Here is a 16985-nt window from a genome sequence, read left to right as displayed (position 1 = left end):
TTAATTTTATTCATTATTAATTACTTATGATTCGTTATTAATAATAGTTTCGTTATCATTAAGAATTTCACGATTTAAAATACTATCTTCTAAACTTTTTTTAACTACCAGAGTACCTTTGCTATTACTCATTACATCTTTTTGTTTTTCAGGGTCAATTTTACCAAAAGGAGTTAAATAACTATTTTCATTAAAATAAACAATAGGCGAAGAAGGTTTATTGATAATGTCACTATTATCATTTTGTTTTATTTCATTTTGTTTTATTTCATTTTGTTTTATTTCTGCTTTTTTTACTGGTGATATAGGCGGTTCCTTCTTTGATTCCTTATTAAAACTATTTTCTTTTCTAAAAGATTTTTTAACTTGTTTATCAATTAATAATTTTTCTTTTTTTAACTTAATATGTTTTTGTTTTAAATCAGCATTTAATTTATTTTTTTGCTTTTTATTTTTATTATTAATAATAATTTGTTTAATAATTTGTTTCATTTTGCTAAAGAAAATAAAAGGTTTATTAAAAATAAATAAACAAGTTAAAGAAAAAATACTAATAAAGTTTGCAATTAAATTAGTAACAAAAAAACCATAATTAAAAATACCTATTAAAACATTACTAATAATGCCACCAGTAGCATATGCTGGAAAAAAGGTTTCAACACTAAAATCTTTAAAAGAAATTGGTGAAGCAAAAAAACCTAGATAATTATTTATACCATTTATATTTCATCATGTTTTAACGTATATTTCACTAATATTTAATAGGTTTAAATTATAATAACTAGTTCATAAATTATTCTTTCCTAAAATTATTAAAGTTAAAGTTTGCGTTGTCCAACAACTAATCACTAAAAATAAAAAATAAACAAAAATATACTTCAATTTAAATTGCATGCGATAACCAAAAGCTAAAGGAATAATCATTAAAAAAAGAAAGAAATAAACAGCATATTTCATTCACCCAAATAAAAAAGAAAAAAGAAAATCATCAAGTACTTTACCAATTATTGAAAATCTAGTTAAACTAACCATTAGGAAAAAGAAGATTACTAATAAGAAAAAAAGTAATCCAACTTCATCACCACGAGATTGAGATTTTGATATTTTAATGCCATTTTTAATCATAAGAACATCACCTCTTAACATTCTCCACAAAATAACTTATAAAAATAGTATAACATAATTGATATATGTAATATCTTTCTATAATCGATTTTTGATTTATTATTGCAAAAAACAATATTAATTTTTTAATACTTTTATCATAAAAAATGTATTATTTAAATTTCATATTCATTATTTTCTAGATTTTAAAAATTTAAAATAAATCATTTTTCTTATTTATATTTATTTAACAATTAATTTATATAATATTATATAATCATTGTAAACTTAATATAAGTTTTACCCGTTGCTTTATTTAAAGTAAAATGGGTTTTTATTTTCTAATTTTAAAGGGGACATAAACAATGTGGGGTTTTAATAAAAATAAAAAAGAAGAACAAGAAAGACAAAGAGAAGCTGAAAAACAAGCAGAACAACTACGAAAAATTGAAAGAGACCAAGCTAGATTAAAAGCCGAAAGAGAAGAAAGAAAAAGACAAAAAGAAGAACAAGAAAAAAAAGAAAAGCAAAGAGAAGCCGAAAAACAAGCAGAACAACTATGAAAAATTGAAAGAGACCAAGCTAGATTAAAAGCCGAAAGAGAAGAAAGACAAAAACAAAAAGAAGAAAGAGAAAGAGAAGAAAAAAATAGAAAAGCTGAAGAAGAAAGCCAACGTGTAAAAGAAGCAAATGAATATATGGAAAAACAAAGAATAGAAAGAGAAGAAAAACGAGAAAAAATTTTTCAAGAAAAATTAAAAGAAGATCGAGCTAAAGAATTAAGAGAACGCGCCAGAGCAGCTGAAGAAGATGAAAGACAAAAAGAGAACGTGCAGAAGCAGAAAATGCAGCAAAAATAAAAGGTAAAGGACATTATAATCCATGAAATTTTTAAATTTTAAATTTTTCTATTAATTTATATAATGTAGTTTACAAAGTTATTAGATTTTTAATTAATAAAATAAAAAATTTCTTCAACCAAAACTAATATACCAGTTGAAGAAATTTTTTTATTATTTTCAAATTCTCCAGCAATAATTTTCATGTTTTTTTACTAAATGCACTATAAATTATTTTAAATTGATTTTCAATAGCTTTTAGTAATTTTCTAAACTAGTTCTAATTTACTAAACATTATATAAATTTTAAAATTAGTTTAAATATGAAAAATTATATAAGTTAAGGTTAATGATATTATCATTAACCTTAAATTTCATTAACAATTGTTAAAATCATAGGTAACTTACCAGTTTCTTTTTTAATATAATCTTGTAAGTCATTTTTCATTTTAGTCTTAACTTCACTAAGACTAAAAGCATTATTAGTTTTATATTTTTCAATAACATTAATAATAATATTTTGCAATTTTTTCAACATTTCTTCATTATTAGTTAAATAAACAACACCACGCATTTGTGCATCAATTAAAGAAACAATTTCTTTAGTTTTACGATTTATTGTCACTCCTGTAATTAAAATACCATCACGTTGTAATTGTTTTCTTTCACTAATAACAATGGAACCAATATCACCAACACCAATACCATCTACATATACATCACCAGTTTTTATTAAGTTATCTGTTGTTTTATTAGTAGCATTTTTATCATTAAAACGAGAAGGACGTGCAACATACTGTTTAACAAAATTATCAATTAATTTACCATTTTCAAAAGTAATAACTTCACCATTATCATGAATTAAAGCATTGTTATGTAATACACCAGCATCAATGGCTGCTGCTTGTGCTGCTACAAAATCTTTATATAAACCTTTAACTGGCAAAAAATATTTTGGTTCAATAATATTAACCATTAACTTAATATCTTCATAAGAAGCATTTAAACTTCAAGCTTGTTTTTCTGATATATTAATAACTTTAACATCAGTACGTGCTAAGTCATCTAATAAGGCTGCATGAGCCAATTCATTTCCTGGAATTGGTGGAGTTGCTAAAATTATTGTATCTTGGGATTCAAGTTTTAAATAATCATCATTACCAATAGCAATTTTATTCATTCTAGTAAATAAACGCTCACCACTACCAGTAACAATAATTACTGTATCTTTAGTACCAATTGTTTGTGCTAAATTAATAATTTGTGATTTATCAATATTGAAAGCGTTTAAATCATTAACTTTTAATAAAATATCATATAAAGTTGCACCATAAACTGCAATTTTACGTTTAGAGTCAGTTTCTTTAATAGCATTAAGAATTTCACTAACACGATATAAATCTTGATCATAACATGCAAGAATAACCCTTCCTGGTGCTTCTTTTAATACTGGCTCAATAATAGTTTGAATTTTATGCTTAGGAGCTGTAAAAGCTTTTCTATTGGCACATGTTGCTTCACTAATTAATAATAAAACATCATTTTTAGAAACACTAGCTAAATGTTGAATATCAGTAGTAAAATCACTACGATGTTCACCATCAAAAATATAATCACCCGTATAAACAATTGTTTCATTTAATTTAATATTTTCACCATTATTTACAGTTAGAACAAAACCTAAACTACCTGGAATTGAAGTAGTTGTTTTAAATGTTTTAACAACAACATTACCAAATGATACTTTTTGTTCGGGTTCAATAGTTTTAATTATAATTTCATTTTGATTAATAAAACGAAAACGTTCTAATTTCTGCTTAATCATAAAATCAGTTAGTTTACTAGTAAAGATTGGAACTTTATACTCGGGTTTTATTTTATTAAAATCTTTTAAAATATAAGGTAGTGCTCCAAAAGCATCATCAGATGGTTTTGAAATAAATATACCTTGAATACGATGTTTATTTTCTTTTAAATATGTATAATCTGGAATAATAATATCAATTCCTAAAATTTCTCTTTCTGGGAGTCTAATGCCGGCATCAAATACAAATATCTTATCATTTACTTCAACAACATATAAGTTTTTACCACGTTCATCTAATCCACCCAGAGCAAATACTTTTATCTTTGCCATGTTTTCACCAGTTTTCTACTTTCTTTATTTTTATTTTATAAAATTTAATATCTTAGAAGAACATAAAAATTAAAACTTTAACTTAAATTCCCAAGATGCTGCTATATTATGTTATTAGTATTTTAACACTAATTTAATAATAAAACTGTAATTAATTTTCATTAAAAATAGTTTCAAATTATTTATCAATAATTTCTAAGCTAAGCTTACTATTATCTTCAACTTTAATTACTCGAACTTTAATTATATCATTGATTTTAACGACATTATTTAAATTATCAATACGTTTATTAAATTTTTTTGAAAATTCTGAAATATGAATTAAACCATCAATCTTATCTTGTAAATTAACAAAAACACCAAAATTAACAATTTTTACAACTTTACTATCAAATTCAGAACCGATTTTAATTTGAACAGGATTAACAATACTTTCAATAATTTGTCAAGCTTTATCAATGGCTGATTGTTCATTATGATAAATCATCAATCGTCCATCATCTTCAATATCAATTTTAACATTATCACAGTCGGTAATAATTTTATTAATAACTTTCCCACCAACACCAATAATATCACGAATTTTATCAATTGGAATTAACTTTTGAATAATTTTTGGAGCATTAGGTGCCAATGTAGTTCTAGGTTTTTTAATTACTTCATTCATGTTTGCTAATACTTGTAATCTCGCAATTCTGGCTTTTTCTAAAGCTTGTGTAATAATATTAAAATCAATACCAGTAATTTTAATATCCATTTGTAAAGCACAAATACCATTAGCTGTTCCTGCCACTTTAAAATCCATATCACCTAAGTGATCTTCTAATCCTTGAATGTCAGTTAAAATTGTAAAATCTTTTTCTTCTTTAATTAAACCCATGGCAATACCAGCAATTGCAGCTCTAATCGGTACACCACCAGCCATTAATGCCATTGATGAAGCACAAATTGCTGCTTGTGAAGTTGAACCATTTGATGCTAATACTTCTGATACTAATCTAATTGTATAAGGAAAATCTTTTTCAAGAGGAATAATTTGTAATAATGCTTTTTCACCAAGGGCGCCATGACCAATCTCACGTCGTGAAGGAACACCCATTCTTCCGGTTTCACCAACAGAAAATGGAGGAAAATTATAATGATGAATAAAACGTTTATACTCTTCTTTACCTAATCCATCAATAATTTGATGTTCCGCAAGTGCACCCAAAGTTAAAACTGATAAAACTTGTGTTTCACCACGAGTAAACATTGCACTACCATGAACAATAGGTAAAACATCAATCATACTTGTTAATTTTCTAATATCATCTGCTTTTCGTCCATCAACTCGTACATTATTTTTTAAAATCATAGTACGCATTGCTTTTTGTAATAATTGATCAATACTTTTGCGTAAATTATGAATAGTTGTTTCTTCACCAACATTTAAAACTTCTTGATTAAATTTATTTTTAAAACTTTGAAATGTTTCTTCAACTAAATTTTTAATCAAGTTGCTTCGACTTTTTTTATCAACAGTAGTACTAATTTTACTAATTTGTGATTGACAATTTGTTTCTACAAATTGTTCAATATTAACAGGAATTAATGCTAACTGTGGTTTAAATTTATTTGGTTTTAATTTTTCAATGATACTTTCTTGAAAAATTATTAATTTAATAATATGTTCATGTGCAAATTTTAATGCTTTAATCATATCTTTTTCTAAAATATCATGACATCCAGCTTCAACCATATTGATGGCATCTTTTGTTCCACCAACAATCAATTCCATTTTTGAATTTAATAATTGCTCTTGTGTTGGATTAAGGACAAGTTCATCATTTATTTTACCAACAACAACAGTAGCACTAGGACCCTGAAATGGCAAACTACTTAATCCTAAAGCAAGTGAAGTACCAAAAGCTGCATTTACTCTAACATCACAAGCATCATCTAACGCAAAAACATTATTTACAACTTGCACTTCATTAACAAAACCTTTTGGAAATAATGGACGGATTGAACGATCAATTAATCTAGCACATAGTGTTGCATATTCACTAGGTCGACCTTCACGCTTTAAAAAACCACCTGGAATCTTACCAACTGAATATAACTTTTCTTGAAAAACTATTTGTAATGGAAAAAAATCTTGATTATTAATAACTTCATTATATGATACAGTTGTTAATACAACTGTATTTCCATAAGTAATTTTTACTGATTTTTCTGCTAAATTAGCCATTGTACCTAATTCAACAATTAATTCATATTTTCCTTCTTTAAAAAGGAATTTTTCTTTTAACATTATTTACTCCTTAGCTTCCATTTTTTGTCGCAACTATGAGCATTATAGCATAATAAAATGTTAAAATAAGTTATAGAACAATTTTATTTTAGGAGGTCATAACTTATGTTTAAACATAAAATTCAAAATGAAATTTCAATTTCAAATAAAGACTTTGATAAAATTAAAAATAAAGCTTTAATTATTGATGTTCGTGATGTTGCTGAATATCAAATTTTAAAAAAAATAACAAATGATAATGGTGAACTTAATATTGTTAATATTCCTTACTATGATTTGATTAAAAATCCTAGTAAATATATTGAAAACAAAAATCAAGTGATTATAACTATTTGTAATGCAGGAAATCGTTCAACTGCTGCTGCACTAACACTCAGAGAATTGGGCTATACTAACACTTATGTTTTAATTAATGGTATTTATGGATATTACAAAAAATAACTTATTTCTCATTATTTAATTTAATAAGATCATTAATAGCAATACTTAAATTATTACAATAAGTTCCTAAGACTAAACTAACACTATCGTCTTGGTCTAAAATACCACGATTTTTAATTTTTTTAAGATTATTAAAATTAATTTTTGAATGATCAATAATCTCTACCTTAATTTTATTTGCTGTTGCTGTTGTCTCTTTAATATTATCAATTCCCCCTAAATCAACAATAAAATTTTGTAATTTAAATGGGAATTTTTGTGGTTTATTAATAGGTTTTGAACTACTTTCTTGTTGATTGCGTAATTTTTTAGCTGTACTAACATTTCATATTCAAATCCCAATACTAGCCACAGCAAATAACAATGCAATAACTAATAATACTATTTGTCAAATTGGCATGATTACCTTCCTTAATTAATATATTTTTAAATATTTTCTTAATCTTCTTGAATAAAAGCTTTTTTTACTTTAGCAAGTAAAGAATAATGATTAAGTCGATATTCTAAAACTTGTAACGTTAATTCTGATAATTTAATTGTTACCTTATCATTTAGTTTATCATTAAAATCAAAAGTATCAACAATTAATTTTCCAAAATCACTCAATTTACTATCTTTTTGAATATTTTTCAAAGTAATTTCATGATTTTCATCCAAAATTAGTGGTGAATTTAAACTGCGATAACTATTATTATCTACTGGAGCAATTTCATGAAATTGCATTAAGTTATGATTTGAAATTAAAACAGCACCACCAAGTGATTTCATTAAACCCGTCGAACCAGTTCTTGTTGCAATAACTAAACCAGAACCACGAAAGTTTTCAAATAATTGATTATTAATTAACACTTGACATGAAAGAGTTGTTGTTAAATTAACAAATTTAACTTCATTAATAGCATATAAAATCTTATTATTAATATTTACTTCTAATAATGAAAATTTATTTACTATTAAATTATTATCATTTTTATCAATTCACATTAATACTTTGTCAACTTCTGTGTTTAAAAAGTTTTCATAAAAACCAAGATTACCACATTTAAAACTAACAAACTTAACAGTATTGAGCATATTATTATAATCATGAACAGCTTTTAAAAATGTTCCATCACCGCCAATAATAAAAACAATATCTGGAAAAGAAGTATCTTCAAGTGCTTTAAGAGCCAATAACTTGGCCCTTAATTCCTTAGCTAATGATTGAGAATTCTCATATTTATTAGCAATAATTGTAAATTTATAATTTTTCATCATGTATTCCAATCATATTTCAATTAAAATATTTCACAAGAATCTTCAAATTCGTTTTCAATAGAACCACGTAAAAATAATTCAATCTCGTCTTCATTATAACCAATTTGAATACGTTGTTTATTTTCTTGAACAATAATTGGACGTTTTAAAACAGTTGGTGAAGTTTTAATTAAATCAAAAACTTGTAACATTGTTAACTTTTCAATATTAATAGCATGTGTTTTAATAAACTTTGCTCTTGTTGAAATAATATCACCAACACCATTTGGTACAAATCTTAATAATAATTTAATTTCAGTATCGGTCAATGGATTATGGATAATATTACGTTTAATATATGGAATTTTATGTTTATCAAAAAATTGAATAACTTTTTTTGAAGACAAACAACTTGGCGAAACATATATTTTAATCATGACAATACCCCTCTTTGCTTTTAGACTACATTTGATTTAAATACTCTTTTTTAAAATTAATATTTTTTTATCTTTAAAAGATAAAAGTTAATAAACTCTACATTACTATAATAATATATATTTCCACACTATCTTTGACCAAGCTTAGAAAATAAGTACATGAAAGACCTTTTCCGCTATATCCTTCACCCACATATTATATCATATTATTTTTTGAAAAATAGATACTTTTATTCCTTAAATTTTATAAAAAAATTTAACATATATTTTACTATCAAATTTTATTAATAATTTGAATTATAATATAATGAAATTATAAAATTAAATTTTCTTTATTTTAAAGTAAATAATTAAAAATAAATAATTTTTATGCGTAAAAAAACAAGGAGTTAACTAAACATGCCTATTCAAAATAATAACAGTAAATATTTTAAAGAATTCATAATTGGAACTATAATTAGTTCCACCGGAATATTATTAACTGGTCTTAGTTTATCAACTATTTTATTTTTTTATGATAATACAAGAAATGGAAAATCAATATAAAGATAAATTAAATACTATTTTAAATCCAAATAATTTAGTAGTATGCATAATGGGTTCTGTACCTTTAATTCATAGTTTAAACATAACACAAGTTGGTAATAAAAAAATAACAAATGCCACTAAAGGATTAGTAGAAAATATGCTAGTATCATTTTCAAAATCTAAAAATAGAACTCCTTTATTAGCAAATAATGATGTAACGAACATCAATAACTTTGAATTACAAAACCCAGTCAATAATATAAATAATAAAGTAACAATTAATACTTTATAAATATTTATCTTTTAAAGACAAATAAAATTTAATTTAAATAGCTTAATAAATTAAACTGATCTTATCATTTTAATTGATTCTGTTGTTATATCAATACCAGAATCGTTAGAATTACTCTTTTCTAAGAGTGGCTTTACTTTAGTAAATGGTTCTACTTCTGAAAGTTGTTTTTTTGTTTCAATTTCTACTTCTATCTTAAAATTATCTAAACTAGAATCTGAAATAGATGATTTATTTTCATTAATTTTTATTTTTAATTCACTTTCTCTTACTATTAGTGTTTCTATATCTTTATCAAGTTTATCTAAACTAATGGCATTTAATGAATTTAATTTATCACTTTTTTCTTTTTGAAGTATTTCTAAATCAGTTAATGGTTGCATATTTTCAATTGAAATATTTTTTAATTTTTCTCTTTGTTGTTTAATTTTTAGTATTGTATTTTCTAATAAAAATTGTTTTTGACTATTAGTCACTTTGAAATCTTCTATTTCTTTAGTACTATTCTTTTTGCTTAATTGTGCTTTTAATACTAGTCAATTTTCCTTTAATATATTTGTCTCTTTTTTATGTTTTAATATCTCATTAAACAAATCTTTTTCTTGTTTTATTTTTTTTTCATTTGCCATTCGTAAATCAATAATTTCTTTATTTATATTACTTCGATTAACAAATTCTTTATATAATTTTTTTTGAACACTTTTGTAATTACAAAAAATGCCAAAAGTTAATAGTGAAATAACACGACGTCAAATACTATCTCTTCAATCTTGTAAAACTATAATATTTTGAAAAATATTTTCTGAATCTTTTAGTTTTAAACTAATATTTTCTTCATTACTTTTAATTTCTTTTTCTAAACAAGAAATTGAATTAGTTTTTGCATCTATATTGTCATTTAATGTTTTAATATTTAAATTTATTTCATCTATTTTTGTGATTAATTGTTCTTTAGAACTTTCATTATCATTCAAAATAGATTGTATTTGACCTTTATTTGCATCAATGTCTGTTGTTAATTGTTCCTTGTTTTTTTCTAATCTTTCAATTTCTAATTCAATTTCTGATTTTTGTTTTATTAATGCAATTAAATTTTCTAAACTTTGTAATTCCGCTTTCAATTCTTCTTTTTTTAAAATTTCTTTTTTTAAATTTAATATTTTAGTTTTTTCTTCTTGTAATTTTGTCATATTTTCTTTTAATGCTTTTAAACTACCATTAAAAAAAGATGATTCTTGAATTATTTCTTTTAAATTAAATAATTCATTTCTAATTCTTTCTAAGGTTCTTCTGTTATCTACTTTGTCTAGATTTCTGTTTTTTATATCTTTATCAGTTTCTTTACTTTCAACTTCTAAAGTATATATATTTTCATTAACTGCTTTTAATTTATCAGTCATCTGATTAACATATTGTTCAATAAATGTTTTTTTATCTTCACTATCTTTGATATTTCTTAATTGACTTTCAGCTTTCTTCAATATATCTTCTAGTTGTTTTCTTTCAAATTCAAAACTTGCTTGTTTTTTGGCAATATTTTGTTTCTTGATTTCTAATTCCTCAAGTTTTAACCCAAGAGTTTGAAGATATTCTTTCACATTGTTTCGAACTTTTATTTTCTTTAAATATTTTTGTAAATCATCCTTATATTTTTCTTCTCCAAATAACATAAAAAAACTCCTTTATAAAAGTAAAAAACCCATTACTCTTAAAAAATAAAAGCTATGGGTCAAAAACTATTTTTAATTTATGTTTTTATTATATCAAAATCAAACAAATTTTAATATAATTAATTGAATTATTTAACTTTATCATTGATAATTAATTATATTAAAAAATTAATTTGGAGGAAGCAAAATATATGGCTCGTATTATATCTGGAATAACTAGCACTGGAAAATTAACTCTTGGTAACTACTTGGGAGCAATTAATAATTTTTTAAAATTGCAAGAAGAACATGAACTCTTAATATTTGTTGCAAATTTACATGGATTAACACTACCAATAAAAGCACAAGAATTAAGAGATAATATTAAAGATATTGCCGCTTGATATTTTGCTGCTGGTATTATACCAAATAAATCTCATATTTTTATTCAATCTGATGTTTTACCCCATAGTCAATTAGGATATATATTATTATGTAATAGTTATGTCGGTGAATTAGAACGAATGACACAATTTAAAGATAAAAGTCAAAAAATGACAAATCAACAAAATAAAACGATTAGTATTCCAACAGGTATTCTTACATATCCAGCATTAATGGCTGCTGATATTTTACTATATGACGCTGATTTTGTGCCAGTTGGTGTTGATCAAACTCAACATTTAGAATTGACAAAAACTTTAGCAACAAGAATGAATAACAATTATAAAACTGATTTATTCAAAATTCCTAAAATAATTATTGATAAACAAGCACAGAAAATTATGAGTTTACAAGAGCCTGAAAAAAAAATGTCAAAATCTGATACTAATCTAAAAAATACTATTTTTTTAAGCGATAGCAAACAAGAAGTTACCAATAAAATTAAAAAAGCAGTTACTGATTCAGAAAATATTATTAAATTTGATCCAGAACATAAGCCTGGAGTTAGTAATTTATTAACTATTTATGCTAGCATTACTAAAAAAGATATCAAAACTTGTGAACAATACTTCAGCAATCACAATTATGGTTTTTTAAAAGAAGAAGTAATTAAAGTAATAAATGATTTATTAGAACCAATGCAAAAAAAACACCAAGAACTTATTAATGAAAAATCATCACAATTAGCAAAATATTTAGAAGAAGGTGCAAATTTTGCTAATAATATTGCTACTAAAAAATTAAACTTTGTTCAAGACACAATGGGTATTAATTTTATCGAGAAAGAAAGATAGGAGGAAGAGACAATGTCTTTATACAATAAAAAACAAAAACATTTAATCCTAGTTGATTTAGATGGTACTCTATTAAAAAGTGGTGGTCGAGAAATTCATATTAATACTAAAAAAGCACTAATTGATGCTCAAAAACAAGGTCATATTGTTTGTATTGTCACTGGTCGACCTTATCGTGGATCAATTAAATTTTATCGTGAATTAGGTCTTAATACATTACTATGCAATTTTAATGGTGGCCATATTCATGATCCAAAAATCAAAAAATTCAAACGATTAGTTTTTCCAATTTCTGAAACAATTGTTAAACATATTTTAAATGAAGACTATATTTTTCAACAAATTGAAAACGCGGTTATTGAATATTACAACAAAGCAGTATGTTGAAAAAAAGATGATTTCTTTGAAACTTATTTTCATTTAGATACTATTGAAAATGATACTTTTACAATTAGTAAATTAATTCGTGATTGAAAAGGGAGCGCTAATGCCATTTTAATTGAATTTAAAGAAAATACTAATCTTGATCAAGTATATCGTGACTTGGAAAAATATTCAAACTCAATTAAGGTAAATACTTGAAATCGTTATGATAATAATAAACTAATCTTTGAAATTTCAAGTAAATTTATTGATAAAGGAATGACAGCTCGCATTTTGGCTCAATATTATAATGTTGATATTAGAGATGTTATTGCTTATGGTGATGAAATTAATGATAAAGAAATGTTGATGGAAGTTGGCTATGGTGTAGCAATGAAAAATGGTAATATTGTTATTAAAAGTATTGCCAATGATATTACTACTAAAACTAATGATGAGGGTGGCGTTGGTGATCATTTATCAAAATTATTAAATCTTTATGAAGAAAGTGAAATTTATATTTAATGGAAATGAAAATATATTAACTATTATTTCTATATTTGTAATATGATATAGTTTTTAAACATTAATATAAGTTTTTAACCTATTTACTTTATTTTTAAAGTAAATAGGTTTTTATTAAAAAAGTTTTTTATAAATTTAATATACTAAAATAAAAAACCTATTGTTTTATTTTTCAAAACAATAGGACATTAATTATATTAAACTTCTACTAAATATAAATATTTTAATACTATTAATACAAAAAACTATAAAACTTCTAAAGGCAAGAAGTCAAAAATTTCTGGGTGATTGGCACAAAACTTTAATTCCGAATCATTTTTTTGTTCTTCAATTTTAATTTTTAATTCATTTAATTGCTTTTTTATTTTAAGTAATTGAGCAGGTGCTGGTGGTTGTTTATCTCATTCATCAAATAATATTTTACCTGTTTTAAAAAGTTTTTCATACTGACATTTTAAACAACTATTTTGCTGTGATTCATGATCATGGATATTTTTGCCAAACATAAAATTACCTACTTTCCTCAATTCTTTTACTTAAATTTATTATACCAAATAATAAAAAAGGAGAATTATTTCTCCTTTTTAACTAGTAAAATGTTATAAAACCGTTGGTAAATAATGTAAGAAAAAACTATTTTCTAATTCTCATCCTCAATCACGCTGATTCTGAGGTGTTAAAATTCATCTAGCAAAACTTTCGGCAAAAAATTCATCATCAAGATTTATATTATATTTACCATTAAATCAGACACTACGACCATAATTACTATTAACTGTTATTAAACCAAATAATAATTCTTGCTTAATATTAGTTAATTTTGCTTGTTGACCTAAATAATCAATTAAATATCAAGTACGATCATAAATTTGTTTGTTATCATTGTTAACAGTTAGTTTATGAGAAACTGATGTCATATTAGTATTAAAATCACTATAACTGCTATCTGGTCACTTTCAATTAGCATTAAATGAATTTCTTTCATCAGCACTTAAACCAATAAAATTACTTAAAGCATGACCATATTCGTGAGTTGTAACACTAATTATTTGATCTGAAGATCAAAATCCCTCTTGAAATTGTTGATCAATTAAATTAATATTTGCAAATTCAGGACCATAACCCATACGTTGATTATCAGCTTCTGAATTAAAAGCAGTTCATGCTACTGTGCTATCACTTACAGCAACTGATGCTACTTTTTGAATTAGTTTAATAACAGTGTTTTTATGAAAAACTTTAGCAAAAATATTATAAAAACGTAATTGTTGTTGCTCTGCTAATTGTAATTGTTCATTATTTAAACCAGCTTTTTTATACATTTCAACTCAATTAACATCAATGGTTTTACCACCAATTTTAGTATGAGTTAAATCATATTGTAAACTATCATAATTACTTCAAATTACATCACTTTTATTATTATCATACAAGTTATTAAATTCATCAATACTTTCTTTACTTGCCATTTGATGGATTTTATATTCATATTTTTTTACCATCTTTGCATCTTCTGGTGAAAGTTTTCATTTTAATAAACTAGCATTAGCATCATGCTTATTTAAATAGACATAATGATCACTGTCTGGAGAAAACGTTAACATTAAACCATTAACTGTTACAAGATTTAATGCTGCAATCATAGTTACTAATTTAATACCTTTTTTCATAATTAACCTCCCCTTCATATCATAATTATAATTATGATTTTACATTGTAGCATTTAAATAAAAATCCTGCACTAACTATTCTCATTTATTTTTAATTTTTTTATTAGTAAAAATTTCAACTTCAAAAACAGCAAATTCTTTGCGAACCTTTATAACTTTAAATGAAAAATTTCGAAATTTTAAAAGTGGACTATTTTTCCTTACTTTCTTTACTTTTGTTTTGAACATATATCATTCTTGGACAGTTTGTTTATTATAATTTGGAGGTTTTCTTTTTAAATAACGTTTAAATAATACTTCAAGTTTTGAAGAACCATCAACACGAAACTTATGTGTTCCTATTTCTTGTATCAATCCAATTTCATCAGTTTCATCATAAATTTCACCAACTAATTCTTCAAGAATATCTTCAAGTGTAATAATACCATTAAAATCTTTTTTATCTTTATTATTGCAGACAATAGCCATATGCATTCTTTCGGTTTGTAAAATTTCCAATGCTTCATTTAACTTAGTACGCTTAGAAATAAAAATTGCTGGTAACATTAATTGTAATAAATCTGGATTTTCATTTTCTAACATATTAATAATAAATTCTTTAATATTTAAAATACCAATTACATTTTGATTAACATGATCTAAAACAGGAATTCTACTATATTTTTCTTCTAAATATAGATGTTTAATAACTTTAGGTGGCGTATCATCATAAATATATTTAATTTTACTTTTGGGATGCATAGCTTGAAAAACTGATTTTTCATCAAATTTAATTGCAGATTCAATTAAATCACGTTCTGCTTTTTCAAGAACTCCTTCTCTTTCAATTATTGAAATCAATTCAATAAGTTCTTGTTCAGAACTTGTTGGTTTTTTACTTTTAAATTGAAATAAAGTAACAATAAAAGTTATTGGATAAAAAATAATATTAAGAATATACAAAATATATGCATAATTTAAAGCTATTGTCTCAGGATGTAATTTTGCAACACTTTTAGGTATAATTTCACCAATAATTAAAACAACAATTGCTGAAACTAAAGTTGATATTAAAGGACCATAAGTAGGAGAAACATGAAAAGAATCAATAAATAATATGGTACTTAAAGTACCAATTCCAACATTAATTACTGTGTTACCAAGTAAAATTGTTGTTAAAGTTACATTATAATTTTTAACTAACTTAAATACAATATTAGCACGACGACTTTTCTTACTACGTAATTTACCAATAGATTTAATTCTTATAACACTTAAAGAAGTTAATGATGTTTCAGCAGATGAATAAAAACCACTTAAAAATAATAAAACTAGCAATATTATTAAATAAATATACCAATTACTGTCCATATAGAAAAAAAACTACTCCTTTTGATTTTTATATTGTTATTAAGATTATAACATAGTATACTTAGTACGTTATATTTAATTATTAATTTATTACTCATATAACTTTATGATATTATATTGAAGGTGATGAAAATAAATGCGTAAAAAATTTGAACTAATAGCAGCCTTAATAATAGGCACAACAACTAGTTTACAAGTTAGTGCTTGTACAGATGATTCAAAATATCAAGAATTTATTAGTGATGTTAATAATGGGCATGCTTTTTTTGGCATACTTGGTGCTGCTGATAATCCACTTTCTAAGCAAATTATTGACGGTTTACACACAATGCAAATCAAAAATAATAATGTGCCAAGTAAATGAGATAACTGATTAACAGAAAAGAAAACTGAAATAAACAGTGTTACTACTAATGGGACTATTGATATTAAAATTTATGAAAAATCTCCTTATGCCAACCCTAGTAGTGATATTGTTAACCAATTTTGAAATGATAAAAAAATTAGTTGACAACAACAAATTTATCATTGACTACTTGACCATAAAATTTCTGATAATAGTTCAGCACCTGTTGCTGATTCAGGTGTCAAGGAAATTCAAAATCCTGTTGATAAAGAAAGAGCATTTAAAGCTTTACCAATTGTTTTTATTGTTAATAAAGGTAAACTAATAACTGTTGGCCAAGAATGAGGAACTATTGATAGTCCAAATCAGTTTTTTGATCAACTAACAGCTTTAATCACAGGTAATCTATTAAAAACTGCTGCTAAAAAAACTATATAATTTTTAAAAGAAGATAATTATATATCTTCTTTTACTTTTTTATTTCTTAATATTGATTATTCCATTTTTTATAAATTAATTTAACTAAGATACGTGTTT

17 protein-coding genes are annotated in these 16985 nt (G+C 24.1%); 7 read left to right on the top strand and 10 right to left on the bottom strand.

Annotated elements, in window-relative coordinates:
- Positions 1-24: 24 nt before the first annotated feature.
- Positions 25-1125, bottom strand: coding sequence for a hypothetical protein (locus AACK83_RS02365; protein ID WP_338959190.1), 1101 nt, complete (start codon positions 1123-1125; stop codon positions 25-27).
- 344 nt (positions 1126-1469) lie between these two features.
- On the opposite strand from AACK83_RS02365, the gene AACK83_RS02360 reads away from it, so the two are divergent.
- Positions 1470-1964 carry a hypothetical protein gene (locus AACK83_RS02360; protein ID WP_338959187.1) on the top strand — a complete coding sequence of 165 codons (495 nt, stop codon included), beginning with the start codon at positions 1470-1472 and terminating at the stop codon, positions 1962-1964.
- A gap of 346 nt (positions 1965-2310) precedes the next feature.
- Here the strand turns inward: AACK83_RS02360 and AACK83_RS02355 are convergent, their stop codons facing one another.
- Together AACK83_RS02355 and AACK83_RS02350 are read right to left on the bottom strand one after the other, a co-directional pair.
- Positions 2311-4080, bottom strand: coding sequence for a ribonuclease J (locus AACK83_RS02355; RefSeq protein ID WP_338959184.1), 1770 nt, complete (start codon positions 4078-4080; stop codon positions 2311-2313).
- Between the two features lie 178 nt (positions 4081-4258).
- Positions 4259-6373 carry a polyribonucleotide nucleotidyltransferase gene (locus AACK83_RS02350; RefSeq protein WP_338959181.1) on the bottom strand — a complete coding sequence of 705 codons (2115 nt, stop codon included), beginning with the start codon at positions 6371-6373 and terminating at the stop codon, positions 4259-4261.
- 105 nt (positions 6374-6478) lie between these two features.
- Between AACK83_RS02350 and AACK83_RS02345 the strand changes: the two genes are divergently transcribed.
- Positions 6479-6814 carry a rhodanese-like domain-containing protein gene (locus tag AACK83_RS02345; RefSeq protein ID WP_252320544.1) on the top strand — a complete coding sequence of 112 codons (336 nt, stop codon included), beginning with the start codon at positions 6479-6481 and terminating at the stop codon, positions 6812-6814.
- 1 nt (position 6815) lies between these two features.
- Here the strand turns inward: AACK83_RS02345 and AACK83_RS02340 are convergent, their stop codons facing one another.
- From AACK83_RS02340 to AACK83_RS02330, 3 genes are read right to left on the bottom strand one after another with little or no spacing between them, the layout of a single operon-like run.
- Positions 6816-7214 carry a hypothetical protein gene (locus AACK83_RS02340; RefSeq protein WP_338959176.1) on the bottom strand — a complete coding sequence of 133 codons (399 nt, stop codon included), beginning with the start codon at positions 7212-7214 and terminating at the stop codon, positions 6816-6818.
- 38 nt (positions 7215-7252) lie between these two features.
- Positions 7253-8068, bottom strand: coding sequence for an NAD(+)/NADH kinase (locus AACK83_RS02335; RefSeq protein ID WP_338959173.1), 816 nt, complete (start codon positions 8066-8068; stop codon positions 7253-7255).
- Between the two features lie 23 nt (positions 8069-8091).
- Positions 8092-8487: a Spx/MgsR family RNA polymerase-binding regulatory protein gene (locus AACK83_RS02330; protein ID WP_174481244.1), complete on the bottom strand. Its 396-nt coding sequence runs from the start codon at positions 8485-8487 to the stop codon at positions 8092-8094.
- 399 nt (positions 8488-8886) lie between these two features.
- On the opposite strand from AACK83_RS02330, the gene AACK83_RS02325 reads away from it, so the two are divergent.
- Positions 8887-9033: a hypothetical protein gene (locus tag AACK83_RS02325; protein WP_338959170.1), complete on the top strand. Its 147-nt coding sequence runs from the start codon at positions 8887-8889 to the stop codon at positions 9031-9033.
- Positions 9002-9307, top strand: a complete 306-nt coding sequence (locus tag AACK83_RS02320) for a hypothetical protein (RefSeq protein ID WP_338959168.1) — start codon at positions 9002-9004, stop codon at positions 9305-9307. The genes AACK83_RS02325 and AACK83_RS02320 overlap by 32 nt, the downstream gene beginning before the upstream one ends.
- A gap of 50 nt (positions 9308-9357) precedes the next feature.
- Here the strand turns inward: AACK83_RS02320 and AACK83_RS02315 are convergent, their stop codons facing one another.
- Entirely contained in the window at positions 9358-10977 is a 1620-nt protein-coding gene (locus tag AACK83_RS02315) for a hypothetical protein (RefSeq protein WP_338959165.1), read from the bottom strand.
- Positions 10978-11168: 191 nt separating this feature from the next.
- On the opposite strand from AACK83_RS02315, the gene trpS reads away from it, so the two are divergent.
- Together trpS and AACK83_RS02305 are read left to right on the top strand one after the other, a co-directional pair.
- Positions 11169-12194 carry a tryptophan--tRNA ligase gene (gene trpS / locus AACK83_RS02310; RefSeq protein ID WP_338959163.1) on the top strand — a complete coding sequence of 342 codons (1026 nt, stop codon included), beginning with the start codon at positions 11169-11171 and terminating at the stop codon, positions 12192-12194.
- A gap of 12 nt (positions 12195-12206) precedes the next feature.
- A complete protein-coding gene (locus tag AACK83_RS02305; protein ID WP_174481248.1) occupies positions 12207-13082 on the top strand; it encodes a Cof-type HAD-IIB family hydrolase in 876 nt (291 codons plus the stop codon).
- 245 nt (positions 13083-13327) lie between these two features.
- Here the strand turns inward: AACK83_RS02305 and AACK83_RS02300 are convergent, their stop codons facing one another.
- The 3 genes from AACK83_RS02300 to AACK83_RS02290 form a co-directional block, all read right to left on the bottom strand.
- Entirely contained in the window at positions 13328-13588 is a 261-nt protein-coding gene (locus AACK83_RS02300; protein WP_338959160.1) for a hypothetical protein, read from the bottom strand.
- Positions 13589-13681: 93 nt separating this feature from the next.
- Positions 13682-14752: a hypothetical protein gene (locus AACK83_RS02295; protein ID WP_338959158.1), complete on the bottom strand. Its 1071-nt coding sequence runs from the start codon at positions 14750-14752 to the stop codon at positions 13682-13684.
- A 75-nt stretch (positions 14753-14827) separates the two neighbouring features.
- Entirely contained in the window at positions 14828-16102 is a 1275-nt protein-coding gene (locus AACK83_RS02290) for a hemolysin family protein (protein ID WP_338959155.1), read from the bottom strand.
- Between the two features lie 136 nt (positions 16103-16238).
- Between AACK83_RS02290 and AACK83_RS02285 the strand changes: the two genes are divergently transcribed.
- Complete coding sequence (locus tag AACK83_RS02285; protein ID WP_338959153.1) at positions 16239-16886, top strand: hypothetical protein; 648 nt, start codon at positions 16239-16241, stop codon at positions 16884-16886.
- Positions 16887-16985 lie beyond the last annotated feature (99 nt).

This window comes from Spiroplasma endosymbiont of Tiphia femorata (assembly GCF_964020225.1).
In the GTDB taxonomy this organism is placed as follows: domain Bacteria; phylum Bacillota_I; class Bacilli_A; order Mycoplasmatales; family VBWQ01; genus Spiroplasma_E.
The sequence above is the reverse complement of the archived record's forward strand: the minus strand, read 5'-3'. Positions and strand labels throughout refer to the sequence as shown.